A 26,001-nucleotide genomic window follows, 5' to 3' on the forward strand; every position below is an offset into this window, starting at 1 on the left:
CCAGACAGGACTGTTATGGCGATTACTGCTGCCGATGTGAAGAAGCTCCGCGACGAGACCGGCGCGGGCATGATGGACGCCAAGAAGGCCCTCACCGAGGCTGACGGCGACTTCGACCGTGCGGTCGAGCTGCTGCGGGTGAGCGGCCAGGCCAAGGCTGCCAAGCGTTCCGACCGTGAGGCCTCCAACGGCATCGTGGCTGCGTCGGGCAACACCCTGATCCAGCTCGGCGCCGAGACTGACTTCGTCGCCAAGAACGAGGAGTTCGTCGCCCTGGCCGACACCATCGCTGCCGCGGTGGCGCAGGCCAACGTGGACGGCGTCGAGGAGGCCAAGAAGGTCTCCCTCGAGAACGGCACCGTCGGCGAGGCCGTCGAGGCCATCGCCGTCAAGATCGGCGAGAAGATCGAGCTGGTCGCGGCTGCCACCTTCACCGGCACCACCGAGGTCTACCTCCACCGTCGTTCCAGCGACCTGCCCGCGCAGGTCGGTGTGATGCTGGAGTACACCGGTGCCGACGCCGCCTTCGCCCGTCAGATCTGCATGCAGATCGCGTCGATGTCGCCCAGCTACCTCACCGAGGCCGACGTGCCGCAGGAGGAGAAGGACCGCGAGCTGCGGATCGCCATCGAGAAGGCCCGTGAGGAGGGCAAGCCCGAGGATCGTCTCGAGATGATCGCCCAGGGTCGCCTCAAGGCCTACTACAAGGACGTCTGTCTGCTCGAGCAGGAGGCTGTGTACGCCGACAAGAAGTCGGTCGCGCAGACCCTCAAGGACGCCGGTGCCACCGTGACCCGGTTCGTCCGCTTCGCTGCGGGCAGCTGATCACCGCACCTGTCTGACCACCACTCGACGCCGCCGGATCATCCGGCGGCGTCGAGTCGTTCGTGGGCGACATTCGACGGAATGAGTCGTCCGGAGGGGTGGACCTCGGCGTACCGGCCTGCTTGACTGGGCGCACCCCCAAGCGGCACAGCTGCCGCACCAGATCGGAGTCCACGCGATGAAGCGACGTACGTTCCTTCTGTCCACCGGCGTCCTGTCGGCCGGCGCTGCCGGCCTGTTGGGCGCACCTGCCCACGGAGCCCCCGTGACCCCGCCCCGTCAGCCGATGGCTGCGCCCGGCGTGCCCTCCCCGGTGGTCGCCAGCCGTACCGATCTGGTCGCCGTCGCCGCGACCGTGGCTGGCATCAGCCTGAGCGGCACGCTCCAGGACGACCGTTGGGGTTCCCCGCACTGGGAGCACGCGGTCTCCTTCTTCGACCTGCAGTCCCGCCCCACCGGGGTGTACGCAGTCCACGACCAGACACATCTCTATCTGGCCGCCCGGATCACCGATCATGCCGCCACCGTCACCAGGGTGTCCTTCCTGATCCGCCAGCCGGATCGGGCCTATCGCAGCGTCACCGCGACCGCCCGCAGCACGACACCGACCCCGTCGTTCAACTGGGGTGGCGTGTCCACCAGCGTCGAGGCGGAGAGCGCGGTCACCCCGGGCGAGGACGAAACGATCGTCGAGATCTCGATCGCACTGGCCGACCTGGGGATCAGCGACCCGGTCGGCGTACAGCTGGGACTCAACGTGGTGGTCGACCACGAGGAACAGACCGCGTCAGCCTCCTCGACGGCACCGATTCGCACCAGCGACAACATGTATCAGGGCGGCGGCGCGACGGCGACCAGCGAGGTCGTGAACCAGGACCGGGTCGCCACCGTGGTGCTCGGCTCCTTGGCGCCGATGCGCGGCACTACCCCGGTCGAGCTCGGCACCGGTGAGGGGCTGACCCTGACCTACCTCAGCTACACCCGCAAACAGGTGGCCTTCGGCAGCGCGCTGCTGGTCGACGGTGATGCCGTGACCCTGGACTGGCGCGAGCCGGGCGGTGACTGGGCCAGCGTTGCCGCCGACGTGCAGGTCGCGGCCCGCAGCCGGATCCGGTCCTTCACCGCCACGTTCGAACACCCGCGGCCGGTGGCCTTCGGCCAGTATGAGCTGCGAATCACCCTGACCAACAGCACCCGGGACGCCGACCAGGTGATCATCGCGACCTTCGACCGGGACGCCCTCATCGCCGCTGGTGACGCGCTGCCGGCACACCAGCCACAGCCGCCGCGCGGCACCGGCACCGTGGCGGCAGCACCGCCCAGCCCGACGGTCGCGGCGTTGCTGGACCTGATCCCGGAGCGGACCGGGTTCACCTTCTGCGGCGTGCCGGATGCGGCCCATCTGCATCCGCAGAACCTCTACGACTGGACTGTTGACGACCCTGACCACATCACCGCCAAGTCCACCGGCACCGTCTATCCCAACGCGGACTATCCCGAGGATCGCGAGCTGGCCGTGACCAACCGGCTGGGGGAGCAGGTCAGCTATCCCTACCACGAGGACGCTGATGGCAAGCGCTACTTCCTCAGTGGCCATGTCTGGTTCCGTAAGCGGGAACATGTGTACGCCAACCTGCCTGACATTGCCGAGACGGACCCGTTGGGCGCGGCACGGATCCTGCACCGCTTCGCGGAGGTCTACCAGGGCTGGGTGCCGACCAACGAGTATCCGTGGCTGAGTCGTCCGGTGGAGCCGGGATCGGTGCCGCGCAACTACTGGTGGGGTGGAGTGTGGACCCGCTGGTCGGTGTCCGACCTACGTCCGGTGGGGCTGCTGGCCCAGACCATGCAGAAGGTCGAGCAGACCAACGCCCTCGACGTCCTCTCCGAGGAGGTCGGCACTGACGTCCGGGAACTGCTGGTGCAGCAGACCCTGCTGCCCTCGGTGGCGTACCGGGCCAGCTTCAACCGTCGCTATCACAACATGGACTATCCGACCTATCGCGGTCTGGTGCAGCTGGGATGGGCGCTGGGGGATGCGAGTTGGATGCACGAGGTGGCCGAGTGGGCACAGGAGTACATGGCCCGCGGCTATCTCTTCGACGGCTTCTGGCGCGAGACCACGATCTCCTACCACCAGCAGTCCACCAATGGCATGGAGATCGTGGCCAACGAGATCGCCGGCTGGACCGATCCGGAGGGCTACGAGTCGCCCCGGACCGGCTTCCATTTCGAGGACGTGGACCTGCGCGCCCAGATGCCGGCGCTCGGCGCGGCGAGCCGGGTTGCGAAGGTGCTGGTCTATCCCGACGGCCACTACTTCCCGTTGGCCGACACCTGGGCGTCCAGCACCACCAAGGACCCGGAACCGTCCGCGCCGGTCTTCTACGGCGCCGCCGGGGTGGCCCGGCTGGCCCGCGGCGAGACTCAGTCCTATCTGGAGTACACCCCGAAGTACGGCCACAACCACAACGACCAGCTCGGGCTGGCGATGTTTGCCGAGGGTCAGGAACTCTTCCCCGACGTCGGCTACACCCACACCCGATTCCGCCGCCACACCACCTCGACGCTGGGTCACAACACCGTCACAGTGGACTCCAGCGACCTCGACAGCGGCGGCGAGCACGGCGGTTCGATCGAGATCTTTGATGCCAGTGATGCGGCCTGTCAGGTCACCCGAGCCTCGTTCGGGACGGCCTATCCGCAGACCAGCGTCTATCAGCGAGAGAACTGGCTGATCCAGCATCCGGGGGAGGAGGACCACGGTTATCTGCTGGACTTCTTCCGGGTACGCGGCGGTGAGCGTCACGAGTACGTGCTGGCGGGCGACGCCAACCACGACGCGGAGATGGCCACCGAGGCGACCCTGACCGCCTACGGCCAGTACCTGCTGCCCGAAGGTGTCACCGTCACCGAGCCGGAGACCGAGAACGACTACGGCGACGCGGAAGGCCACTACTACGGCTACATCTACGTCCGCAGCGTCAAGCGTGCCGAGCTGGCCGAGGGCGAGTACGTGGTCGACCTGACCACCACCACCGAGGACGGGCAGGCAGGCGCCGGTGCCAGGATCTTCGGGTCCGCCGGTGGCAGCGCTGAACTGTTCCTGGGCATCTCGCCCTCGATGCGGGCAACCCGTCTCAACGGCACCTCCGCCGACACCAACGACGAAGCGGAGAAGTACTGGCTGCCACGTCTGGTCGTACGCAGGGAGGGCGCCGACCTGGCCAGCGACTTCGTCACCGCCATCGAGCCGACCCCGGCCGACGGCCAGGCCCGCATCGAGCGAATCGAACGACTCGACAACGACGGACCCGAGGGCACGCTCGCCGCCCGGGTGGTGCACCTGGACGGCACCATCGACGTCGTCATCTCGACCCCGGACTCCGATGCCACCGTGACGGCCGGGGGAGTGACCCTGACCGGCAAGCTTGGCTTCGCCCGCATCACCAGCAGCGGCACCAAACTGCATCTGGTCGGCGGCACCAAACTGACCGCGGCGGGTGCCGAACTGGTGGGCGAGGGGCCGGTGACCGGCACGGTGACCGGCACCACGCGTACGAACAACGGCGATGCCACCAACGCGGTGGTGACCGACCAGACCGTGCCCGACTGGGTTGCCGGGCACACCTTGGTGGTGACCCGGCCGGACGGCAAGACCCACCCGTACCTGATCGCCGGGGTGACGGCGACCGACCAGGGCAGTGCGATCGAACTGGTCGACACCGACCCCGGTTTTGTTGTCGATGGGGAGAGCTCCGAGCTGGTCTACTTCCCGGCCACGAAGTGGAGCGGCGCAACCACCTTCCGGGTCGAGAACGCGGCGACGAGCTAGTGGTAATGTTCAGCGCTGACTGGCGTCGTCAGTACCGCAACCGAACCCAACTCAATGCACGAGGAGTCCTGCCATGCCTGCATACCGACGAGTCCTGCTGAAGTTGTCCGGTGAGGTCTTCGGTGGTGGCCAGGTCGGCGTCGATGCGGACGTGGTGGGCTCGATCGCCCAGCAACTGGCCGAGGTCGTCAACTCTGGCGTCCAGGTCGCGATCGTGGTCGGCGGTGGCAACTTCTTCCGCGGCGCCGAGCTGCAACAGCGCGGCATCGATCGCGACCGCGCCGACTACATGGGCATGCTCGGCACGGTGATGAACTGCCTGGCGCTGCAGGACTTCTGCGAGAAGGCCGGTCTGGAGACCCGCGTCCAGACCGCGATCACGATGGGGCAGGTCGCTGAGCCCTACATCCCGCGTCGCGCCGAACGGCACCTGGAGAAGGGACGCGTGGTGATCTTCGGTGCCGGGTCAGGCATGCCCTACTTCTCGACCGACACCGTGGCCGCGCAGCGCGCCCTCGAGATCGGCGCTGAGGTGCTGCTGATGGGTAAGCAGGGTGCAGACGGTGTCTATGACGCCGATCCGCGCACCAACCCTGATGCGGTCAAGTTCAACGAACTGAGCTGCGACGAATTCTTGGCCCGTGACTTGAAGGTCGCCGACGCCACCGCGGTCAGCCTGGCGCGCGACAACGCGCTGACCATGGTCTTCTTCAATCTCGATGTGCCCGGCAACATCATGCGGGTCATCAATGGTGAAGAGATCGGCACTTTCGTCCGGCCCTGACGGCGTACGCCAGCCAGCCAGGGCGCCCCAGAAAACCCCATCGCGACGGGCTCGTGTACCGTCGAAGCATCTTCAGAGAGGACCAATCGTGACTGACGACATCATGAAGGACGCCAAGGCCAAGATGAGCCAGGCCGTCGACTTCGCCCGCGAGGAGTTCGCGGCCATCCGCACCGGCCGGGCCCACCCTGGGATGTTCAATAAGATCACGGCCGACTACTACGGCGCCCAGACCCCGCTGCAGCAGCTGGCGACCTTCCAGGCGCCCGAGGCGCGCATGATGCTCATCACGCCCTTCGACAAGAGCTCGGTCAATGCGATCGAGAAGGCGATTCGGGAGTCCGACCTGGGCGTCAACCCCTCCAACGACGGCAACAGCATCCGGGTGGTCCTCCCCGAGCTGACCGAGGAGCGCCGCAAGGAATACGTCAAGGTCGCCAAGACCAAGGCCGAGGAGGCCCGCGTCTCCATCCGCGGTGCCCGCCGCACCGCCAAGGAAGCCCTCGACAAGCTGGTCAAGAACAAGGAAGCCGGCGAGGACGAGATTGCGCGCGTCGAAAAGCAGCTCGACGCCGTGACCAAGGAGCACACCGAGAAGGTGGATGAAGCGCTCAAGGCCAAGGAAGCCGAGCTTCTCGAGGTCTGAGTGACAGCTGACGCCACCGGTCACCCGCCCGTAGACCCGAGCGGTCTGACCCCGCCGCCACCCCCACGCCAACGCGCCGGACGCAACCTCCCGGCCGCGATCGCCGTGGGGGTGTCCCTCGTTGCCGTTCTGGCGGTGGGCTTGCTGCTCATCGACTGGGTCTTCGTGCTGTTGGTCGCGGTTGGACTGTCGCTGGGCGCCTGGGAGGTCTGCGGGGCGGTCGCCCGACTCGGGATGCGGCCGGCCCGCATCCCGGTGGTGGTCGGCACTGCCCTGATCGTGCTGGTTACCTATCTGTCACCGGCGCTGCCCACCACGCTGGGATCGACCGGAGTGATGCTGGCGGTCATCGGCCTGACGATGATCGCCGCCCTGGTGTGGCGGATGCCGCAAGGCCCCGACGGCTTTGTCCGCGACGCCGCCTCCAGCCTGTTCGTGATCGCGTACGTACCGCTGTTGGGTTCCTTCGCCTCGCTGATGATTGCCCATCCGGACGGTCCGGAGCGGGTGCTCACCTTCGTGCTGATCGTGGTCGCCGGCGACCTGTTCGGGTACGCCGTCGGGCTGCCCTTCGGCAAACACCAGATGTCGCCCACGATCAGCCCCAAGAAGTCCTGGGAGGGCTTCGCCGGGTCGCTTGTCGGCGGCATGCTGGTGGGCGTCATTTGCTCGATCTGGTTGCTTGACTCACGATGGTGGGTGGGTTTGGTGTTGGGTGTCGCCCTGGTCCTGGTCGGGGTCTGTGGCGACCTGGTCGAATCGCTGATCAAGCGCGACGTCGGCATCAAGGACATGAGTTCGATCCTCCCCGGCCACGGTGGTGTCATGGATCGATTGGATTCGCTGTTGTTGGCAGCGCCGGTGGCGTGGGTACTGACCACGTTGTTGGTGCCACCCGTGGCGTGAGGGAGAGACATGACCGAGCAGAACGTCAAGGCGTTGCCGTTGATGGAGGCGCCGCGCAAGCGTGCCCACCGGCCGCCGCAGCACTGGTGTGACCTGGATCCGGAGCAGCGCCGTCAGGCGATCATCGATCTCGGGCTGCCGAAGTTTCGCGCCGACCAGATCTCGCGGCAGTTCTTCGGTCGGCTTGCCGCCGACCCGGACCAGTGGACCGATCTGCCCGCCGGGCTGCGCGACCAGGTCGCCGAGACGCTCTTTCCGCCGCTGCTGGAGGAAGTCAGCCGGATCAGCTGCGACGACGGCAACACCGTCAAGATCCTGTGGCGACTCGGGGGCGGTGACCTGGTCGAGTCGGTGATCATGCACTACCCGGCCCGGCGTACCGCTGACGGCCGCGAGTCCGCCGCCCGGACCACCATGTGTATCTCTTCCCAAGCCGGCTGCGGCATGGGCTGCCCCTTCTGCGCGACCGGTCAGAACGGTCTGCAGCGCAACCTGTCGGCCGCTGAGATCGTGCTGCAGGCCCACCGCGGCGCAGAACTGTTGGCTGCCGGCGAGATTGGTGGCAAGCCGCTGCGGATCAGCAACATCGTCTTCATGGGGATGGGTGAGCCGATGGCCAACTACCGGGCCGTGATGCAGGCGGTCCGCACGCTGCATGCGCCGGCGCCGGACGGACTGGGGATCTCCGCGCGCGGCATCACGGTGTCGACGGTCGGTCTGGTGCCGCGGATGAAGCAGCTCGCTGACGAGGGGCTGCCGGTCACCCTCGCGTTGAGCCTGCATGCCCCCGATGAGGAACTGCGCAACGAGCTGGTGCCGATCACCCAGCGCTACGGCGTCGCCGAGGTGATGGATGCGGCGTACGCCTATGCCGAGAAGACCCGGCGCCGGGTGTCGATCGAGTACATCCTCATCAAGGACATGAACGACCAGGGTTTCCGCGCCGACCTGCTCGCCGACCTGATCCATGCCCGCGGCAACTGGAATTGGGCGCACGTGAACCTGATCCCGCTCAACCCGACTCCCGGATCGGTGTGGACCGCCTCCCGCAAGGAGGACGAGCGAGAGTTCGTCCGCCGCCTCGAGGCCAAGGGAATTTCTGTGACGGTGCGCGACACCCGTGGCCAGGAGATCGATGGCGCTTGCGGTCAGCTGGCTGCCAAGGGCGCCTGATCGCGGCGGCGTACCTCACTGGGTGAGTGCCCGAAGTGCCGTTTGTACGCAGCGCTGAGCGCGAAGGCGCTGCCGGCTCGCGATGGCCTGCAGGGAGTGGTCAGTGTCGAGCAGCAGCTCGGCAACGATTGATGGTCCTCGAGCCCAATGGACGCTGAGGAGACGCCGGGCCCCCGACCGTGACGGTCGGGGGCCCGGCGGTCATGCAGGCGGTCAACCGGCGTACTGCTCGTCTTCGATGGCGGCGATCTTCTGGAAACGCTCCACGTACATCTGCTCAGTCTCGCCCTTGAAGGTGGCGCCCAGGAAGGCGTCAACGATGGCGTTGCCCATGTCCGGACCGACCACGAAGGCGCCGAAGGCGATGATCTGGGAGCCGTTGTTCTCCCGGGTGTGACGAGCGGTGAAGGGTTCGGAGCACACCGCAGCTCGGATGCCGCGGACCTTGTTGGCCGAGATCGAGATGCCGATCCCGGTGCCGCAGATCAGAACGCCACGCTCGGACTCGCCGTCCAGGATGCTCTGGGCGACCTTGCGGGCGTACACCGAGGAGTACTCCGCGGTCGACTCTTCCTCGGGCACGTAACCGTGGTCGAGAACCTCGTGGCCGCTGTCGCGGAGGTGCTGGATGACGGAGCGCTTGAGCTCGAGGCCCGATGCGTCTGAACCGATGGCGATCTTCATGCCACCAGCCTAATGCGGCCGTCCGCACGCTCGAATCTGAGGAACGAAGGGCGGATCGGAGCGCGCGCCTTCGCTCCGGCGTGCCCTGTTCCCCGGCGGCGGATCGTCTCAGTCCCTTGCAACGGGTGGCCATGGAGGTGGCAGCCGGACTAACGTTCGCAGGGTTACCGACAGAATGGGGACCCAAGTGGACGCTGGCTTGCAGACGATGTTCGACAAGGTCGTGAAGCGCAACCCGAGCGAGGTCGAGTTTCACCAGGCCGTGCGCGAGGTCTTTGCGAGCCTCGGTCCAGTGCTCCAGAAGCGCCCTGAGTACGTCGATGAGGCGGTTGTTGACCGGCTCGTGGAGCCGGAGCGGCAGATCATCTTCCGGGTGCCGTGGGTCGATGACGAGGGCCGCGTATGCGTGAACCGCGGCTTCCGTGTCGAATTCAACTCGGCGCTGGGTCCCTACAAGGGCGGGCTGCGGTTCCATCCCAGCGTCCTGCTCGGCACCATCAAGTTCTTGGGCTTCGAGCAGATCTTCAAGAATGCGCTGACCGGGCTGCCGATCGGCGGCGGCAAGGGTGGCTCCGACTTCGATCCGCACGGTCGCAGCGACGGCGAGGTCATGCGCTTTTGCCAGTCCTTCATGACCGAGCTCTACCGGCACCTCGGCGAGTACACCGACGTGCCGGCCGGTGACATCGGGGTGGGCGGCCGCGAGATCGGCTACATGTTCGGTCAGTACAAGCGGATCACCAACCGCTACGAGTCTGGTGTGATCACCGGCAAGGGCGTCAACTGGGGCGGCTCGCTGGTGCGCACCGAGGCGACCGGCTACGGCGCGGTCATCTTTGCCCGCGAGATGCTGGCCACCAAGAACCAGACCCTCGAGGGCAAGCGCGTCGTGGTGTCCGGATCAGGCAACGTGGCCATCTACGCGATCGAGAAGGCACAGGAACTCGGCGCCCATGTCGTCGCGTTCTCCGATTCCTCTGGCTACGTCCTCGACGAGGCCGGCGTCGATCTCGACCTGCTCAAGCAGATCAAGCAGTTCGAGCGGGCCCGGGTCGCGGCGTACGTCGAGCGTCGCCCGGGTGCGGAGTTCCGGCCGGGCGGCAAGATCTGGCAGGTCGGCGCCGAGGTGGCGCTGCCGTGCGCGACCCAGAACGAGCTCGACGAGGCCGACGCCAAGTCCTTGGTGGAGTCCGGGGTCCTGGCGGTGGCCGAGGGGGCGAACATGCCGTGCCAGCCGGAAGCGGTCGAAGTGTTCCAGCGCTCCGGTGTGCTCTTTGGTCCCGGCAAGGCGGCCAACGCCGGGGGTGTCGCCACGTCCGCGCTGGAGATGCAGCAGAACGCCGGTCGTGATGCCTGGAGCTTCGAGGACACCGCCGCCCGCCTGGAAGAGATCATGGTCGGCATCCACGATCGGTGCGCCACCACCGCCGCAGACTACGACCGAGAGGGCGACTACGTTGCCGGCGCCAACATCGCCGGCTTCACCAAGGTTGCCGACGCCGTGCTGGCGCTGGGTGTGATCTGAGCCAGGTCACCAGCCGGGCCTGAGCGCCTGCTGGGCTCGACCGTGCAGAAACGACGGGCAGATCAAGCATTCTGCTTCTCAGCTGCACAGTGCTCGATCTGCCCGTCGTTTCTGCACGCTCGTTGATTCAGGCGTACGCCGGCGGCTCAACCCCGATCAGCCCGCGGCGGCGGCCTCCTCCAGCTCGCCAGCGATCTTGTCGCCGACATCAGCCCGCCACTGCGCGGTGAACTCCTCCCAGGCCGAAATGGGCTGCTCGCCGAGCAGGATGCTGCGCTCCAGATCTTTGCGGCGACGGTTCCACGGGGCCCCGTCACTGGACGAGGTCTCCGAGAACAGTCCGGAGGAGGCGTTCGAGGTGCCGCTGGGGATGGCTTCGCTCAGATAGGCGTGTTGCAACTCCACCACGTCCGAGCGGCCCGGGATGTAGAGCACGTTCTGGGAGCCGCCGCCGATGTAGGGGATTCCGGTGAGCGCTTCGCCCGACTTGCCTTCAATGAAGGTTGGCTCGCCATCGACGAACTCGAAGGTCTGGCCCTCGAGGCCGTAGGCGATGTCGAGGTATTGCTGGGTGCCGAACGGGGAAGCGATGTAATCGACGATCCGAAGGATCTCGTGCAGCCTCTCCTCGGACTCCTGCTGGGCGATGGCCACGTACGCGCCGTAGCCGGCCGCGCCACGGAAGACCGGGGCCTTGCCGCCGCCGTCCCAGTTGGGCAGCCGGATGACGCCGGTGTCGAATTCGGGGTTGGAGCGCGCGTAGTTGCTCCACATCACGAAGCCCTGAAACAGCAGCGGCGTGACGCCGGATCGATACCAGCCGTGGTTGGCGCCGGGCTCGGTGAAGGCGTTGGGATGGGTGAGGCCCGCCTGGACGATCTTCACGCCCTCCGACAGCGCCGCGGTTGTCTCCTCGGTCATCATCTCGTGGACGAACTTGCCGTCGCGGACATCCCAGACGTAGGGCGTACCGTGCATCTCCCGCAGTGCCTGCAGCAGCCAGACGCGGGGGTCACCTCCCAGTGCGAACACCTGCTCGCCGGGGTTGTTGAGGGTGGTCAACAGCTCGACGAAGTCCTCGCCGTCGCTGAGTTCGGGGGCATTGCTCATGCCGTGCTCGGCCAGCAGGTCGCCACGGGTGAGCAGCACTCGACCGGCCGGCGGCCGGGGCTGCGGGATGCCGAACAATCGGCCATTGACCCGGCCCACGTCCCAGTTGGCGTCGGTGAAGCTGGCCAGTGCCGGATATTGCTCGATGCTGCTGCCGGCCAGCACCTCGGTCAGGTCGGTGAACCGCGCCTCGAGCAGCTTCTCCACCTCGGGGACGCTGCCGATCTGGACCAGGTCAGGGATGTCGTTGCTGGCCATGGTGACCTGGAAGCGGTCGTTGTATTCGGTGCTGATGATGGCGGTGGCATCGAAGTCGTTGCCGGCCTGCTCCTTGAAGTGGTCATACACCGGGTTCTTCTCCGGCGGGACAGGTGGCGGATCGCCCTGGATCAGCGCGGTGACCGGCGCGGTCTCGGGCAACGGGAAGCCGTCGCGCACCACCGGCGGCTGCGGATAGCTGAGGTAGCCGTTGATGACGCCGGCCTCATTCCCCGGCAGGTCAGGCGTCACATCGCCGAACGGCACGTGGTTGGGAGGGGCGACATCGCCGCCTCCTGCGCCGCCGCCGGTGCCTCCGTTGCCGGAACCAGAGGTGCTGCAGGCGGCCATGCCGAACGTGGCGGCGCCGGTGAGGGAGAGGAGCGTGCGGCGATTGATGGTGGACATGATCAAGCCTTTCGGGGTGTCGCTTCAGTGCGTTTCGTCGCGGTGATCGTGGCCAGTCTCGCTGACCTCGCGCATCATGACAAGCGGCGCGTGAGGAATGAGAGCGGTTTCTGCATGGGTCCCGAGAAATCAGGTGCGACCCGTTCTGGGTCGTCGTACCCTGAGACGCCGCCGCCGGCGACATCACAGAGAGGACGAAGGGATCATGGAGGAGATCACATCGAGGCTGCTGTCGTGGGCCTCGATCATCGACCCGCAGACCCGGGAGCAGGCGGAGCGGACGGCACGGATGCCGTTCATCCACCCGCACCTGGCGCTGATGCCCGATGCACACCTGGGCAGGGGCGCGACGGTCGGGTCGGTCATCCCCACCGAGGGGGCGATCATGCCCGCTGCCGTGGGCGTCGACATCGGCTGCGGCATGGTGGCGGTCCGTACGCAACTGCAGGCCGAAGACCTGCCCGAGGATCGGGCACGGATCCGTCAGGAGATTGCCCGCAGCATTCCGCTGTCGGCGGGCGGTCGAAACCAGAAGATCACGCGCGAGCACACCCAGCGTCGGCTGGCCGACCTGGAGGCACGTGCTGCGGCCATTGACCTGGACCCCTCGGCGTACGCGGGCGCGTGGCGGCATCAACTCGGCAGCCTCGGCTCGGGCAACCACTTCCTCGAGGTGACGCTCGACGAGACCGGTGCGGTGTGGCTCTTCCTCCACTCCGGCAGCAGGGGAGTGGGCAACCGGATTGCGACCCACCACACCAAGGTCGCCCGGGAGCAGTGCTTGGCGGAGGGAGTCGAACTCCCTGATGGTGACCTCGATCTGGCCTATCTGGTCGAGGGCACCGAGGAGTTCGACCACTACATCCGCGAGATGCAGTGGGCGCAGCACTACGCGCTGCTCAACCGTGAAGAAATGATGGACCGGATGGTCGACCAGCTTGCCCGCTGGACCGGTGTGGAGATCGAGCGGGTCGAGGAGATCAACTGCCATCACAACTACACCGAGCCGGAGCGGCACGGTGACCGTGACGTGTGGCTGTCCCGCAAGGGCGCGATCTCAGCGCGGGAGGGTCAGCTCGGGTTGATTCCCGGGTCGATGGGCACTGCGTCCTACGTGGTCGAGGGCTTGGGCAACCCGCTCGCCCTGCACTCGGCGCCGCACGGCGCCGGCCGGGTCTATTCGCGGAGCAAGGCTCGTCGGACCTTCACGCTGGAGGACCTGGCGACGGCGATGGTCGGGGTGGAGTACGAGCACTCCGAAGCCTTCCTCGACGAGATCCCTGCGGCGTACAAGGACATCGACCAGGTGATGGCCGATGCGGCCGATCTGGTCCGCGTGCGCCACATGCTGCGGCAGATCGTCAACGTCAAGGGCACCTGAGGGGGCACGCGACAGCCCCGCGCTGGCCGGCGCACGTCCGAGACTTCCTACTTCAGGAACTTGGACGTACGCCGGTCCGCCAGCGGCTTGCCGCCGGTCTGGCAGGTGGCGCAGTACTGCAGCGAGGAGTCCGCGAAGCTGACCTCGCGGACCACGTCCCCGCACACCGGGCAGGTCTCGCCGGTACGTCCGTGCACCGCCATCCCGCGCCGCTTCGCGTCCTTCAACTCTTTGGCAGGCTTGCCGCTCGCGACGGCAACGGCCTTGTCCAACACGTCGTGCAGGGCGCGGTCGAGGCGGTCCAGTTGTTCCTCCTCGAGCCTGCTGGCGATCGCAAAGGGGGAAAGTTGGGCGGCGTGCAGGATCTCGTCGCTGTAGGCATTGCCGATGCCTGCGATCACCGACTGGTCGCGCAGCACTCCCTTGAGCTGCTGGTTGCGCCCGGCCAGGATCCCGGCCAGCGCGGCCCGGTCGAAGTCGGGAGCCAGGGGATCGGGCCCCAGCGAGGCGATCTGGGGGATCGTGGTCGAGTCGGCAACCACGTGGACCGCGAGCCGTTTCGTCGTGCCGGCCTCGGTCAGCTCAAAGCCAGGCAACCCGTCCTCGGGGGCTTCGCCGTCATCGATGCGGACCCGCAACGCGACCACCGCCTTACCGCTTGGTCGCAACGGCTTCGGGTTGAGCGATTCCGACCACCGCACCCAGCCAGCGCGCGACAGATGCCACACCAGGTGCAGGCCATCCGCGTCGACATCGAGCCACTTGCCGTGCCGGCGTACGGCGGTGATTTCCAAGCCGTTGAGGGCGGTCGGCTGGGGATCGTAGGTCTTGAGAACGTTGATGGAGCCGACCTCCACGGCCGCAACTGAACTCCCCACCAGACGACCGCGGAGAAACTCCGCCAGACCTTCGACTTCGGGCAGCTCAGGCATGACGTCATGGTACGGCAGAGCGCTGACCAGAGCGGAAGCAAAATTGGGAAAAGGCTTGCCGGCCGGCCTCGATGGTGAGAGGTTGTGTCGGGAAAGAGCATCGTCCACCCCACTCGTCGACGCTGAGGAGTACCGATGACCATCCCCCGACGCACCCTTTTGGCCGGGACCGGAGCAGGCCTTGCCCTGGCCGGTCTGGCCACCAACAGTTCCCTCACCGCTCAGGCCCAAGCGCCCACCGGGCGTACCTTCCACGTTGCTGCCGACGGCTCCGATGACGCCACCGGCCTCGGTCCCGGTCGAGCCTGGGCGACTCTGGAACGGGCAAACCAGGAGTCACTCCAGCCCGGTGACAGCATCCTGCTGCGCCGCGGTGACCGCTGGACCGGCAACCTCGTCATCACCGATTCGGGCAGCGAAGACGCCCCCATCGTCATCGGCGCCTACGGGCCTCGGTCGGCGGGTCGCCCCCGCATCGATGCCCAGCTGCCCGCCGATGATGTGCTGGCCGCGACCGTGCTGGTGCACAACGCCGAACACGTCCATGTCCGCGATCTCGAACTCACCAACGACGCCGAAGACGAGGGCATGCGCAACGGCGTCCTGGTCGCGATCGATGACCCGACCCAGCCCATCTACACCGGCTATCGGATCGAGAACAACTTCATCCACGACGTCGCGGGCCGGATCGAGCCCTCGGCCAACGACGGCAAGCGTTCGGGCGGAATCGGCGTGGTGCTGGACGGCACTCCCGAGGCGGTCTCGCGCATCCACGACATCCGCATCACCGACAACACCGTCGAGCGCGTCGACCAGACCGGCATCTGGATCGACGGCAACCTGCGCAACAAGGAGCTGCCCCCGGGCACCGACACCGTCTATCGCGGCTACACCTGGGACCAGGTCAAGTACACCGGCGTCGACATCGGCCACAACCGGGTCACCGACACCGGCCGCAACGGCGTGATCATCCGGATGGCCGAGGGCGGCAGCTTCCACCACAACATCGTTTCCCACACGACCGGGCGGGTGCATTCGGGCAACTCGGTGTTCACCGTCAGCGTCCTCGGTTTCGTGGTCGAGTGGAACGAGGTGTTCCAGAACCGGTCCGCCGGGACGGCAGACGGGTGCGCCTTCGACCCCGATCTGGATTCCCCCGAGACGGTGTGGCGCTACAACTACAGCCACGACAACAACTACGGCCTGATGACCCTGTGTACGCGGCCGCGGGACTATGGCATCGAGGTGCACCAGAACATCGACATCGGCGGCCGAGGCCGACTGGTCAACCTCAACTACGGCTTCACCGAGGTCAACTTCGAGCGCAATGCGTTCTGGACCAAGCCGGTGCCCGAGGTCGAATATCCCGACACCCACCCCGACTACGTCAACCCGGACCGGGAGACCGCCGGTGGCTACCCGCAACTGATCTGGGAGACCCACACCCGCAACAGCAGCTCCTTCACCTCGGACCAGACCTACACCTATCGCGACAACGTCGTGGTCAACGAGGCGACCACTGCGACGGTCTTCATCAATCCCAACGACGAAACCTCCTTCCGCACCACCAACCGCACGTTGAGCAACAACCGGGTCTACGGTCTGCTGCCGAGCAAACTGGACAGCCTTGAGGAGGGGTTCAGCTACGAAGGTGAGCGGGCGCCGCGCAACTGGATCGCCGATACCGTCGGACACCAGGTGTACGCCTTCTGGCGGCCTTCGATCGACGGACGGCGCAACCCGCGCGTCGGGCCCCGCGGCTGAGTCGGACTCACGGCGCCGGCATCGGCTGGCGCCGTGAGTATCCTGTCCGACGTGGACAGTGTCATCGTGCTCGGCAGCACCGGATCCATCGGTACCCAGACGCTGGAACTGATCGCTGACCGGCCCGACCAATACCGGGTGGCGGCGCTGGCGGCCAGCGGCAGTCGGCCGGCCGAGCTTGCCCACCAGATCCTGCAGCACCGCCCCGCCACCGTGGCGTTGTCCCACCCGAGCGCCATCCAGGACGTCCAACTTGCCCTGTATGCCGCCGTCAAGGATCAGGGCTGGAATGCCGGCGAGGTGAAGCTGCCGCGCATCATCGGCGGCCCTGATGCCGTCGCGGAGGTGGCGGCGTACGAGTGCGACACGGTGGTCAACGCCATCACCGGTTCGGCCGGGCTGGTGCCGACGCTGACGACGCTGGCGGCTGGCACCCGGCTGGCGCTGGCCAACAAGGAATCCTTGGTGATCGGTGGCCGACTGGTCACCGACGCCGCCGCACCCGGCCAGCTCGTGGCCGTCGACTCCGAACACTCCGCGATTGCGCAATGTCTGCGCGCCGGTCGGGCCGAGGAGGTACGCCGGGTGGTCGTGACGGCCTCCGGCGGCCCGTTCCGCGGTTGGGATGCCGAGCGGTTGCTCACGGTCACTCCGCAGCAGGCCATGAAGCATCCCACCTGGGCGATGGGTCGGGTCATCACCATCAACTCCGCCACGCTGGTCAATAAGGCGCTGGAGGTCCTCGAGGCTGCGCTGCTCTACGGGCTGGACCTGGAGCAGGTCGACACCGTCGCGCATCCCCAGTCGATCGTGCATTCAATGGTGGAGTTCCACGACGGTTCGACCATGGCGCAGTGCTCGCCGCCGGACATGAAGCTGCCCATCGGGCTGGCGCTCGGGTGGCCCGACCGGATGGCCGATGCCGCCCAACCGTTGGACTGGACCCGGGCAACCTCGTGGACCTTCGAACCGATCGACCACGACGTCTTCCCGGCGATCCGACTGATCCGGGAGGCGTACGCCGCCGGCGGCACCGCACCCGGGGTCTACAACGCGGCCAACGAGGTCGCCGTGGACGCCTTCTGCGACGGCAAACTCACTTTCCCCGGCATCGTCGAGACCATCCAGCGGGTGCTGGAGGTCCACGTCGACTCGCCCGACCACATCGCCAGCCCCGACCTGGAGCAGGTGCTCGCGGCCGACGGCGCCGCCCGGGTCCTGGCCGCCGACCTCATCGGGGAGCGCCGATGACGGTGGTCATCTTCATTGGCGCTGCCGTCCTGTTCTTCGCGCTCGTGATGGCCTCGGTGGCCCTCCACGAGATCGGTCACCTGTTGCCGGCCAAGGCCTTCGGGGTCAAGGTCACCCAGTACTTCGTCGGTTTCGGCGGCACCATCAAGTCGTGGTGGCGCGGCGAGACCGAGTATGGCTTCAAGTGGATCCCGCTGGGCGGCTATGTCCGGATGGTCGGCATGTATCCGCCCGACGACAAGGGCCACATGCGCAAGTCCAACTCCGGGATCGTCCAGTCGCTGGCCGACTCGGCCCGTGAGGTCGAGTGGGAGGACATCAAGCCCGAGGACGACGGCCGGCTGTTCTACCAGAAGAAGACTTGGCAGAAGCTCATCATCATGGCCGGCGGTCCGATGATGAACCTCTTCCTGGCCTTCGTGATCCTGCTCGGCGTCAACCTGGCCTTCGGCAGTTATCGCTCCCAGACCACCGTCCAGAGCGTCAGCGAATGCATCGTGCCGCAGGGCCGCGCCGAGCAGACCTGCCTGGCGGGGGACCCGGCCACCCCGGCAGCCCAGATGGGCATCCAACCCGGCGATCGGATCGTGGCCTTCAACGGCATCCAGATCCGCGACTGGGAGCAGATGCAGAGCGTGATCCGCGACAATCGTGACGCCCCGGCGACCGTGGTGGTGGAACGCGGCGGCCAACAGGTCACGTTGCCCACCGTGCCGACGGCCATCACCGGCGTACGCGACCTGTGGGACCCCAGCAAGATGGTCGAGGCTGGCTTCCTGGGCGTGTCGCCGACCACCGAACTGATCCGCGGTGGCCCCATCACCACGGCCAACGACATGTGGGACATGACCCGCTCCAGCGTGGTCGCGCTGGTCAGCTTCCCGGTGAAGGTCTACAACACCGCCGCCGACCTGGTGACCGGCCAACCCCGTGATGTCTACGGACCGATGAGTATCGTCGGAGCCAGCCGCACAGCCGGTGACGTGGCGGTGACCGATCTGCTGCAGACCGAGGAGAAGGTCGCGACCTTGTTCCGGCTGCTCGGCTCGGTGAATCTGTTCGTCGCGCTGTTCAACTTCGTACCCCTGCTGCCGTTGGACGGCGGGCACATCGCCGGCGCCATCTGGGAGTGGTTGCGCCGGGTCGGCGCCCGACTGTTCGGTCGGCCCGACCCGGGTTATGTTGATACCGCCAAACTGTTGCCAGTGGCGTACGTCGTCGGCGGGTTTGTCGCCATCGCGGGTGCGGTGCTGATCCTCGCCGACCTGATTTCTCCCATTCGACTCTTCTGACACACGTCCCGGTCAACAAGCAAAGGAAATGCGATGACTGTCAACCTGGGTATGCCTGCCACGCCGCCGCCGGTGCTCGCTGAGCGCCGCCCCACCCGCAAGATCAAGGTGGGCAAGGTCGAGGTCGGCGGCGACGCGCCCGTGTCGGTGCAGTCGATGACCACCACCAAGACCCACGACATCAACGCGACTCTGCAGCAGATCGCTGAGCTGACCGCGTCGGGCTGTGACATCGTCCGGGTCGCGGTGCCGACCCAGAAGGACGCCGACGCGCTGCCGATCATCGCGATGAAGTCGCAGATCCCAGTCATCGCTGACATCCACTTCCAGCCCAAGTATGTCTTCGCCGCGATCGAGGCCGGCTGTGGTGCGGTCCGCGTCAACCCGGGCAACATCAAGGCCTTCGACGACCGCGTCGGCGAGATCGCCGCCGCCGCCAAGGAACACGGCACCTCGCTGCGGATCGGTGTCAATGCCGGCTCACTGGACCAGCGACTGCTCGCCAAGTACGGTTCGCCGACCCCGGAGGCGCTGGTCGAGTCGGCGCTGTGGGAGGCCAGCCTCTTCGAGGAGCACGACTTCCACGACTTCAAGATCTCGGTCAAGCACCACGACCCGGTCGTGATGGTGCGCGCCTACGAGATGCTGTCCGAGCAGTGCGACTATCCGCTGCACCTGGGCGTCACCGAGGCCGGCCCCGCCTTCCAGGGCACCATCAAGTCGGCCGTCGCCTTCGGCTCGCTGCTCTCGCGCGGCATCGGTGACACCATCCGGGTGTCGCTGTCCGCGCCGCCGGTCGAAGAGGTCAAGGTCGGCATCAAGATCCTGGAGTCGCTCAACCTGCGGCCCCGCAAGCTCGAGATCGTCTCCTGCCCCTCCTGCGGCCGCGCCCAGGTGGATGTCTACAAGCTGGCCGACGACGTCACCGAAGGTCTGGCCGGCGTCGAGGTGCCGCTGCGCGTCGCCGTCATGGGTTGCGTCGTCAACGGTCCCGGTGAGGCCCGGGAGGCCGACCTGGGTGTCGCCTCAGGCAATGGCCGCGGCCAGATCTTCGTCAAGGGCGAAGTGATCCGCACCGTGCCCGAGGACCAGATCGTCGAAACGCTGATCGCCGAAGCCAACCGGATCGCCGAGGAGATGGACCTGGGTGAGGGCAAGCCGCAGGTGTCGGTGAGCTGACCAGATGAGCGCCCCCAGCCAGACCGGCACGGTCAGGATCCTGAACAACGACGATCTGCGTGACGTCATCCGGGTGCTGCTGCAGCAGCCGGTCGACAGCGTGTTCGTTGCGTCGCGGATCCGGCGTGCCGGGCTGGAGGAGTTTCAGCTCGGCGCCCAGATCTGGGGCTACGAGGAGGACGGGCAACTGCTGTCGCTGTGTCATGCCGGCGCCAACCTGGTGCCGGTGGAAGCCAGCGACGCCGCACTGGCGGCGTACGTCGAACGCTGCGGTCCGCAGCGACGCTGCTCCTCGATCACCGGCCCGGCCGAGGTGGCGTTGAAGTTCCACCGGATGTTGATCGACCGGTGGGGTGGCAGCTGGCTCAACCCGCGGGAGATCCGCGCCCACCAGCCGGTCATGACGATCGAGGAGGATCCCCACATCGAGGGTGATCCGCGGGTACGCCGGATGGGCAACGAGGATTTGGCCGCCTACTATCCGGCTGCGGTGGCGATGTACACCGAGGAAGTTGGCACCAGCCCGGTCACCCCGGACAACCCCGACAGCTACAAGTTCTATGTCCGCAACCTCATCGCCACCGGCTCCGCCTTCGGGATCGTCGACAACGGAGCCACGGTCTTCAAGGCCGACCTGGGGTCGGTGACCGCTGCCGTCTGTCAGGTGCAGGGCGTTTGGATCGACCCCGACCACCGTGGCCAGGGGCTGGCGGCGCCGGCGATGGCGTCGGTGGTGCGGATGGCCCGCGAACAGATCCCGGTGGTGTCGCTTTACGTGAACGACTTCAACACTCCCGCCCGCAAGACCTATCAGCGGGTCGGCTTCCAGGAGACCGGCGAGTTCGCCACTATTCTCTACTGAACGTCGGCTCCCCAGCGCCGAGTCCGCCCGCCCCGAGGTGACCGTGGCGCTCACCGGCGACATGTTGTGGCACGACCTGTTGTGGCAGCAGGCGCTGACCGATGGCGGCGGCAGCCATGACTTCGCACCACAGTTGGAGGCTCTGTCACCGGCGACCGAGGCTGATCTGGCTGTGGCCCACCAGGAGGTGCCGGTCGGCGAACCGGACGGCCCGTTCGAGAACTACCCGGCCGTCGTGGTGCCGCCGCAGACCCTGGACGGGCTTCGCCGGGTCGGCTTCCACGCCATCACGACGGCGTCCAACCACTCTATGGACGGCGGTCACGTCGGGCTGGGACGGACCCTGGATGCTGCCGACCGGGCCGGTCTCGCCCATGCCGGCACCGCCCGCAGCGCCGAGGAACAGGCCACGCCGTCGATCGTGACCACGGCCAGTGGGGTACGGATCGGGCTGGTCGCCGGGGCGTACGGCCTGAACGGCTATCGTCTGGACCGCGACAAGCAGTGGGCCTGGAACGGGCTCGACCCTGACCTGATGGCGGCGGATGCCGCCCGCTGCCGGGCGGCCGGCGCCGACCTGGTCATCGCTGCGGTCCACGCCGGCGTGGAATACCAGACGGAGCCGACCAGCCAGCAACGTGAGGTCGCCCATCGGCTCGCCGAGTCACCCGACATCGATCTCGTCTACGGCCACCACGCCCACGCGGTCCAACCGTGGGAGGACCACAACGGGACCTGGATCCTCTACGGGCTCGGCAACGCAATGGCGGCCCAGTCGACCAAGGAACCCCGCACCCGCGAGGGTGCGATCGCCCGGATCACCTTCCGGCACGACCCGACAGCGGGTTGGTGGCTGGCGCACGCGGCGTACGTGCCGACCTTGATCCAGGCCCGACCGTGGCGCGTGTATCCGCTCGGCGCGCCCGAGGTGAGCCACCGGCATCGGGTGGAGGTGGGGGAGCGCACCTATCGGGCCATCACCTCATGGGGGGCCGCCGGAATCTATCCGGTCCTGCATGGCCTCTAGGCGATAGTGTGGCGTCGACCACAAACTCAGGAGGATCTCGCGTGCTGACCCGGATGTCGGAATTGTTCTTCCGGACCCTGCGGGAGGACCCGGCCGATGCCGAACTGCCCAGCCACCGGTGGCTGGTGCGGGCCGGCTACATCCGCCGTGTTGCCCCCGGCATCTACACCTGGCTGCCGTTGGGGCTGCGGGTGCTGCAGCGGGTCGAGGAGATCGTACGCGAGGAGATGGCCGCGATGGGCGGCCAGGAGGTCCGCTTCCCGGCGCTGCTGCCTCGCGAACCCTATGAGGCAACCAATCGGTGGACCGAGTACGGCCCCAATCTCTTCCGGCTGCAGGACCGCAAGCACGGCGAATACCTGCTCGGCCCCACCCACGAGGAGATGTTCACCCTTGCGGTGAAGGATCTGGTCAGCTCCTACAAGGAGCTGCCGCTGGTGCTCTATCAGATCCAGACGAAGTATCGCGACGAGGCGCGGCCCCGCGCCGGTCTGCTGCGCGGTCGTGAGTTCGTCATGAAGGATGCCTACTCCTTCGACCTGACCGAGGAAGGCCTGGCCGAGGCGTACCGCAAGCACCGCGACGCCTACATCAAGGTCTTCGACCGCCTCGGCATGGAGTACGTCATCGTTCACGCCGATGCCGGCGCAATGGGCGGTTCGGCGTCCGAGGAGTTCCTGGCCGTGGCCGAGAACGGTGAAGACACCTTCGTACGCTCGCCCGGTGGCTACGCAGCCAATGTCGAGGCGGTGGACCGAGTGCCGGCAGCGCTCGCCGCAGCCGAGGTGACGATCAAGGCCGAGGGTGGGGCGCCCTTCGCGCCCGAGGCAACCGACATCGAGACGCCCGGGGCGACCACCATCGCCACTGTGGTGGATGCGCTCAACGACCATGCGCCGCGGGATGATCGGCCCTGGCAGGCCTCTGACACCCTCAAGAACGTCGTGTTCATGTTGGTCTACCCCGACGGCAGCAAGGAGCCGCTGGCGATCGGCATCCCGGGCGACCGCGAGGTCGACCCCAAGCGACTCGAGGTGCGCGTGCAGCCCGCCGAAGCGGTGCCGTTCAGCGAGGCGGACTTCGCGGCGTACCCCGACCTCGTCAAGGGCTACATCGGTCCCAAGGTGCTGGGCATCGGCGAGCTCGGAGAGGGCGACGAGCCGGCGCCGGGCCGGATCCGTTACCTGGTCGATCCGGCCGTCACGCACGGCTCCAGTTGGGTCAGCGGCGCCGACCGGGCCGACCATCACAGCATCAACCTGGTCGCCGGCCGCGACTTCAGCCACGACGGCCTCATCGACGTCGTCACTCTCCGTGAGGGCGACCCGGCCCCGGACGGTTCGGGGCCGTTGAGCCTGGCCCGCGGCATCGAGATCGGCCACATCTTCCAGCTCGGCCGCAAGTACGCCGACGCGCTCGGCCTGACGGTGCTGGACCACAACGGCAAGCAGGCGCCGGTCACGATGGGTTCCTACGGTCTGGGCGTTTCCCGCGCCGTGGCCGCCGTCGCCGAGGGCACCTGCGACGAGAAGGGCCTGGCCTGGCCGCGGGCGCTGGCGCCCTATGACGTCCACGTGCTTGCGACCGGCAAGGGCGAGGAGGTGCTCGCCGAGGCGACCCGGATCGCCGAGGAACTGGCGGCCGCCGGGCTCGAGGTGCTGCTCGATGACCGCAAGGCCAGCCCCGGGGTGAAGTTTGCCGACTCCGAGGTGCTCGGCATGCCGACCAGCGTGGTGGTGGGCCGCGGTCTCGCCGACGGTGTCGTGGAGGTGCGGGACCGCACCTCCGGTGACCAGCGCAACGTGCCAGTCGCCGACGCCGTGACCGAGGTGCTGACCGAGATCAACGGGCGCTGATGGCCGAACTCCTGGCGATCGGTCCGCTGGTCGTCGGTGGGCTGGTGGTGGTGGCCTTCATCGCCGGTTGGGTCGATGCGGTCGTCGGGGGCGGTGGACTTATCCAGCTGCCGAGCCTGCTGATCGGGCTGCCCGCTGAGACCACCGTGGCCGAAATCTCGGGCACCAACAAGGTCTCCTCGGCTGCCGGCACCCTGATCGCCACCATCACCTACCTGCGCAAGGTCGCGGTCCACTGGCCGCTGGCGTTGGCGTTGATGGCCGGCTCCGCGATCGGATCGGCACTCGGCGCGCAGTTGGTGCGCTTCCTGCCCAAGGACTGGTTCACCCCGCTTGTGCTGGTCGCGCTGCTGGCGGTCGGCACCTACACGATCCGTAAACCCCAGATGGGCCTGGAGCATGAACCTCGGCACAGCCGAGTCACCGCAGCCGTCATTGCCGGCGGCATCGGCCTGGCGGTGGGTCTCTACGACGGTTTCCTGGGGCCTGGCACCGGGTCCTTCTTCGTCATCCTCATCGTTGCCGTGCTCGGCTACGGCTTCCTGCAGGCAACGGTGCTGGCCAAGCTTGCCAACCTGACCACCAACATCGCAGCCATCAGCGTCTTCGCGGTCCATGGCCAGGTGCTCTGGCTGCTCGGCGGCATGATGGCGCTGGCCAACCTCAGTGGCGCCTTCGTCGGTGCCCGGATGGCGTTGAAGCACGGCAACGGATTCGTACGCCGGGTGTTCCTGGTCGTGATCGCGGTCCTGTCGGTGAAGCTCGCCTACGACACCGTGGTGTTGTTCTTCTGAGGGCGGCTGTTCCGCGGTGGCTCGCACAGGTGCGGGCAGCGGCGGCCGATCACGACGGGGGATACCCCGGCCATACCGGCAGTGCCCCACCGAGCGTGGTCGAAATCGCGGACCATTGCGCCAGACCGGCAATCGCCTCGGACGGGTCCTCGGCGGTCATGACCCACCGGCCGACCCACGGCAGCAGTGCCGCTGCACCGTCGGCGCCGGCCTGACGCGCCTGGTCCGGCGTCCGCAACTCGGGCAGTGTGTATGCCGGGGCGGCGGCAGGGGCCTCCGCGCCGGCCTCCACCAAAGCCAAGGTCAGGTCGTCGCGCAGCTGGCGGGCTGCGGAAAGGGCCGGTCGCAGCACCTGTGCCGCCTCGCTCGTGGCGACCGGGATTGCGGGCTGCAGCACCGCGATCAGAGCGTGCAGCTGGCGTACGACGTCGGCAAGGGCCTGCTCGGCGCTGACCTGTGGCGGGTCGGGCTGGCGGCGGTCCCGGAGCGCCACGGAAGGTGCGGCTGGCAAGGCGGACAGGGCGCCGGCGCTGAAGGCCGCCGCGGAGGCGTACAGCAACCGGAGCAGTCCGCCGTGTTCCAGGGCGCGCCCCCGGCCGCTCTCAGCGGCGGCGCGCAGGGCCCCGGCGAGAGTGCGGTCGGTGGTAGGGGTCGACGGTGCGGGGGAGTGGGTCAGGCCGCGCCGGGCCAGCGGCTCGGGGCCAGACAGCGCCCATGCCCGCGCGGTGTACGCCGCCCCGGCCGGTGCCCATTCGCTGCCGGCCGCGTGGCAGAGGGCCGCCAACTCGGTCTCGATCGCGCTGGCGGCCAGCGCCTGCGGATCGGGGGTCGGCACCGGTTGGGGGCTACCGGACACCCGCGGTTCGCTGACCGTGCAGCCGGTCAGGGACACCGCTGCGAGTCCGGTCCACAGGAGCGCGCGGCGGGTCAGCATGGCAGCAAGGGTAGCGGCGGCCACGTGCCCTCGCTGTGCTGGCTATAATGGGCCAACCAGACGACCACAACTGAAGCGAGGCGCTCATGAATCGGGAACGGATCGCTGCTGTGGTGGAGCCACTGTTGGCCGAGTACGCCTTGGAGTTGGACGATCTGGAGATCGTGCCGGCGGGCAAGCGTTCGGTGCTGCGCATCACTGTTGACGGCGATGGCCCCCACGGTCACGGACCCCTGTTGGACGACATTGCCCAAGCCACCCGTGGCCTGTCGGAAGCGCTTGATGACTCCGGCGTGGCGGGGGATCGGGCGTACACCTTGGAGGTCTCCAGCCGAGGCACCAGCCGTCCGCTGACCCGGCCCGCCCACTGGCGCCGCAACCGGGGCCGCTTGGTCGAAGTGGACGGTCAGACGCCCGGATCCGAGGACGTTGCGAAGGTCACCGGCCGCATCAGCGAGACCGATGAGACCGGCGTCGTGCTCAACGTCGACGGCGAGCAGCAGCGCTGGGAGTTCGAGCAGATCAGCAAGGCCGTGGTGCAGGTGGAACTGAACCGCCCGGTCGAGGAGGAGTGA

At 67.5% G+C, this 26,001-nt stretch carries 21 protein-coding genes; 17 read left to right on the top strand and 4 right to left on the bottom strand.

The annotated features are described in order from the left end of the window. Positions 1-15: 15 nt before the first annotated feature. The 6 genes from tsf to rlmN all read left to right on the top strand — a co-directional run bounded on the left by tsf (position 16) and on the right by rlmN (position 8,169). A complete protein-coding gene (tsf, locus tag CGZ91_RS10465; protein WP_094454936.1) occupies positions 16-825 on the top strand; it encodes a translation elongation factor Ts in 810 nt (269 codons plus the stop codon). Positions 826-1,003: 178 nt separating this feature from the next. Next, positions 1,004-4,660 (top strand): heparinase II/III domain-containing protein, encoded by a 3,657-nt coding sequence (locus CGZ91_RS10470; RefSeq protein ID WP_094454938.1) that lies wholly within the window; start codon positions 1,004-1,006, stop codon positions 4,658-4,660. Between the two features lie 73 nt (positions 4,661-4,733). After that, entirely contained in the window at positions 4,734-5,444 is a 711-nt protein-coding gene (pyrH, locus tag CGZ91_RS10475) for a UMP kinase (RefSeq protein WP_094454940.1), read from the top strand. 103 nt (positions 5,445-5,547) lie between these two features. Continuing rightward, positions 5,548-6,090 (top strand): ribosome recycling factor, encoded by a 543-nt coding sequence (gene frr, locus CGZ91_RS10480; RefSeq protein WP_094450347.1) that lies wholly within the window; start codon positions 5,548-5,550, stop codon positions 6,088-6,090. 45 nt (positions 6,091-6,135) lie between these two features. Next, on the top strand, positions 6,136-6,996 hold the full coding sequence (locus CGZ91_RS10485) for a phosphatidate cytidylyltransferase (protein ID WP_094455009.1): 861 nt from the start codon (positions 6,136-6,138) through the stop codon (positions 6,994-6,996). Between the two features lie 9 nt (positions 6,997-7,005). Further along, entirely contained in the window at positions 7,006-8,169 is a 1,164-nt protein-coding gene (gene rlmN, locus CGZ91_RS10490; protein WP_094450239.1) for a 23S rRNA (adenine(2503)-C(2))-methyltransferase RlmN, read from the top strand. A 213-nt stretch (positions 8,170-8,382) separates the two neighbouring features. Here the strand turns inward: rlmN and rpiB are convergent, their stop codons facing one another. After that, positions 8,383-8,853, bottom strand: coding sequence for a ribose 5-phosphate isomerase B (gene rpiB, locus CGZ91_RS10495; protein ID WP_094454942.1), 471 nt, complete (start codon positions 8,851-8,853; stop codon positions 8,383-8,385). Positions 8,854-9,028: 175 nt separating this feature from the next. On the opposite strand from rpiB, the gene gdhA reads away from it, so the two are divergent. Beyond that, positions 9,029-10,378 (top strand): NADP-specific glutamate dehydrogenase, encoded by a 1,350-nt coding sequence (gdhA, locus tag CGZ91_RS10500; RefSeq protein ID WP_407670866.1) that lies wholly within the window; start codon positions 9,029-9,031, stop codon positions 10,376-10,378. Positions 10,379-10,534: 156 nt separating this feature from the next. On the opposite strand, the gene CGZ91_RS10505 is transcribed toward gdhA, so the two are convergent. After that, complete coding sequence (locus tag CGZ91_RS10505) at positions 10,535-12,154, bottom strand: type 2 periplasmic-binding domain-containing protein (RefSeq protein WP_094454944.1); 1,620 nt, start codon at positions 12,152-12,154, stop codon at positions 10,535-10,537. A 205-nt stretch (positions 12,155-12,359) separates the two neighbouring features. Between CGZ91_RS10505 and CGZ91_RS10510 the strand changes: the two genes are divergently transcribed. Continuing rightward, on the top strand, positions 12,360-13,535 hold the full coding sequence (locus CGZ91_RS10510; protein WP_094450235.1) for an RtcB family protein: 1,176 nt from the start codon (positions 12,360-12,362) through the stop codon (positions 13,533-13,535). 47 nt (positions 13,536-13,582) lie between these two features. Here the strand turns inward: CGZ91_RS10510 and CGZ91_RS10515 are convergent, their stop codons facing one another. Continuing rightward, positions 13,583-14,467, bottom strand: a complete 885-nt coding sequence (locus CGZ91_RS10515; protein ID WP_094450234.1) for an Fpg/Nei family DNA glycosylase — start codon at positions 14,465-14,467, stop codon at positions 13,583-13,585. A 135-nt stretch (positions 14,468-14,602) separates the two neighbouring features. Here CGZ91_RS10515 and CGZ91_RS10520 point away from each other — a divergent pair, with 135 nt between their 5' ends. From CGZ91_RS10520 to CGZ91_RS10555, 8 genes are read left to right on the top strand one after another with little or no spacing between them, the layout of a single operon-like run. Continuing rightward, a complete protein-coding gene (locus CGZ91_RS10520) occupies positions 14,603-16,231 on the top strand; it encodes a right-handed parallel beta-helix repeat-containing protein (protein WP_094454946.1) in 1,629 nt (542 codons plus the stop codon). Between the two features lie 51 nt (positions 16,232-16,282). Continuing rightward, a complete protein-coding gene (gene dxr, locus CGZ91_RS10525; RefSeq protein ID WP_094455011.1) occupies positions 16,283-17,482 on the top strand; it encodes a 1-deoxy-D-xylulose-5-phosphate reductoisomerase in 1,200 nt (399 codons plus the stop codon). Next, positions 17,479-18,774, top strand: coding sequence for a M50 family metallopeptidase (locus CGZ91_RS10530; RefSeq protein ID WP_094450232.1), 1,296 nt, complete (start codon positions 17,479-17,481; stop codon positions 18,772-18,774). The genes dxr and CGZ91_RS10530 overlap by 4 nt, the downstream gene beginning before the upstream one ends. A gap of 33 nt (positions 18,775-18,807) precedes the next feature. Then, on the top strand, positions 18,808-19,953 hold the full coding sequence (gene ispG / locus CGZ91_RS10535; protein ID WP_094450231.1) for a flavodoxin-dependent (E)-4-hydroxy-3-methylbut-2-enyl-diphosphate synthase: 1,146 nt from the start codon (positions 18,808-18,810) through the stop codon (positions 19,951-19,953). A 4-nt stretch (positions 19,954-19,957) separates the two neighbouring features. Continuing rightward, complete coding sequence (locus CGZ91_RS10540) at positions 19,958-20,815, top strand: GNAT family N-acetyltransferase (RefSeq protein WP_094454948.1); 858 nt, start codon at positions 19,958-19,960, stop codon at positions 20,813-20,815. 43 nt (positions 20,816-20,858) lie between these two features. After that, a complete protein-coding gene (locus CGZ91_RS10545) occupies positions 20,859-21,842 on the top strand; it encodes a CapA family protein (protein WP_094450229.1) in 984 nt (327 codons plus the stop codon). Between the two features lie 53 nt (positions 21,843-21,895). Then, positions 21,896-23,698, top strand: a complete 1,803-nt coding sequence (locus tag CGZ91_RS10550) for a proline--tRNA ligase (RefSeq protein ID WP_094450344.1) — start codon at positions 21,896-21,898, stop codon at positions 23,696-23,698. Beyond that, complete coding sequence (locus tag CGZ91_RS10555; protein WP_094454950.1) at positions 23,698-24,492, top strand: TSUP family transporter; 795 nt, start codon at positions 23,698-23,700, stop codon at positions 24,490-24,492. The genes CGZ91_RS10550 and CGZ91_RS10555 overlap by 1 nt, the downstream gene beginning before the upstream one ends. A 49-nt stretch (positions 24,493-24,541) precedes the next feature. On the opposite strand, the gene CGZ91_RS14340 is transcribed toward CGZ91_RS10555, so the two are convergent. Further along, positions 24,542-25,426, bottom strand: coding sequence for a DUF4439 domain-containing protein (locus tag CGZ91_RS14340; RefSeq protein ID WP_094454952.1), 885 nt, complete (start codon positions 25,424-25,426; stop codon positions 24,542-24,544). An 86-nt stretch (positions 25,427-25,512) separates the two neighbouring features. On the opposite strand from CGZ91_RS14340, the gene rimP reads away from it, so the two are divergent. After that, the gene (gene rimP, locus CGZ91_RS10565) at positions 25,513-26,001 is read left to right on the top strand and encodes a ribosome maturation factor RimP (RefSeq protein WP_094454954.1); all 489 of its coding nucleotides are present in this window, start codon (positions 25,513-25,515) and stop codon (positions 25,999-26,001) included.

It is taken from the genome of Parenemella sanctibonifatiensis, assembly GCF_002250565.1.
Classification (GTDB): Bacteria; Actinomycetota; Actinomycetes; order Propionibacteriales; family Propionibacteriaceae; genus Parenemella; species Parenemella sanctibonifatiensis.

Excerpts from the sequence above, each read along its gene's own strand:
- rpiB (WP_094454942.1), bottom strand. The coding sequence starts at position 8,853 with ATGAAGATCGCCATCGGTTCAGACGCATCGGGCCTCGAGCTCAAGCGC.
- pyrH (WP_094454940.1), top strand. The coding sequence starts at position 4,734 with ATGCCTGCATACCGACGAGTCCTGCTGAAGTTGTCCGGTGAGGTCTTC.
- rlmN (WP_094450239.1), top strand. The coding sequence starts at position 7,006 with ATGACCGAGCAGAACGTCAAGGCGTTGCCGTTGATGGAGGCGCCGCGC.
- gdhA (WP_407670866.1), top strand. The coding sequence starts at position 9,029 with ATGGGGACCCAAGTGGACGCTGGCTTGCAGACGATGTTCGACAAGGTC.
- CGZ91_RS10550 (WP_094450344.1), top strand. The coding sequence starts at position 21,896 with ATGTCGGAATTGTTCTTCCGGACCCTGCGGGAGGACCCGGCCGATGCC.
- CGZ91_RS10540 (WP_094454948.1), top strand. The coding sequence starts at position 19,958 with ATGAGCGCCCCCAGCCAGACCGGCACGGTCAGGATCCTGAACAACGAC.
- CGZ91_RS10515 (WP_094450234.1), bottom strand. The coding sequence starts at position 14,467 with ATGCCTGAGCTGCCCGAAGTCGAAGGTCTGGCGGAGTTTCTCCGCGGT.
- CGZ91_RS10530 (WP_094450232.1), top strand. The coding sequence starts at position 17,479 with ATGACGGTGGTCATCTTCATTGGCGCTGCCGTCCTGTTCTTCGCGCTC.
- ispG (WP_094450231.1), top strand. The coding sequence starts at position 18,808 with ATGACTGTCAACCTGGGTATGCCTGCCACGCCGCCGCCGGTGCTCGCT.
- CGZ91_RS10505 (WP_094454944.1), bottom strand. The coding sequence starts at position 12,154 with ATGTCCACCATCAATCGCCGCACGCTCCTCTCCCTCACCGGCGCCGCC.
- CGZ91_RS10520 (WP_094454946.1), top strand. The coding sequence starts at position 14,603 with ATGACCATCCCCCGACGCACCCTTTTGGCCGGGACCGGAGCAGGCCTT.
- CGZ91_RS10510 (WP_094450235.1), top strand. The coding sequence starts at position 12,360 with ATGGAGGAGATCACATCGAGGCTGCTGTCGTGGGCCTCGATCATCGAC.
- CGZ91_RS10555 (WP_094454950.1), top strand. The coding sequence starts at position 23,698 with ATGGCCGAACTCCTGGCGATCGGTCCGCTGGTCGTCGGTGGGCTGGTG.
- rimP (WP_094454954.1), top strand. The coding sequence starts at position 25,513 with ATGAATCGGGAACGGATCGCTGCTGTGGTGGAGCCACTGTTGGCCGAG.
- CGZ91_RS10470 (WP_094454938.1), top strand. The coding sequence starts at position 1,004 with ATGAAGCGACGTACGTTCCTTCTGTCCACCGGCGTCCTGTCGGCCGGC.
- CGZ91_RS14340 (WP_094454952.1), bottom strand. The coding sequence starts at position 25,426 with ATGCTGACCCGCCGCGCGCTCCTGTGGACCGGACTCGCAGCGGTGTCC.
- tsf (WP_094454936.1), top strand. The coding sequence starts at position 16 with ATGGCGATTACTGCTGCCGATGTGAAGAAGCTCCGCGACGAGACCGGC.
- frr (WP_094450347.1), top strand. The coding sequence starts at position 5,548 with ATGAAGGACGCCAAGGCCAAGATGAGCCAGGCCGTCGACTTCGCCCGC.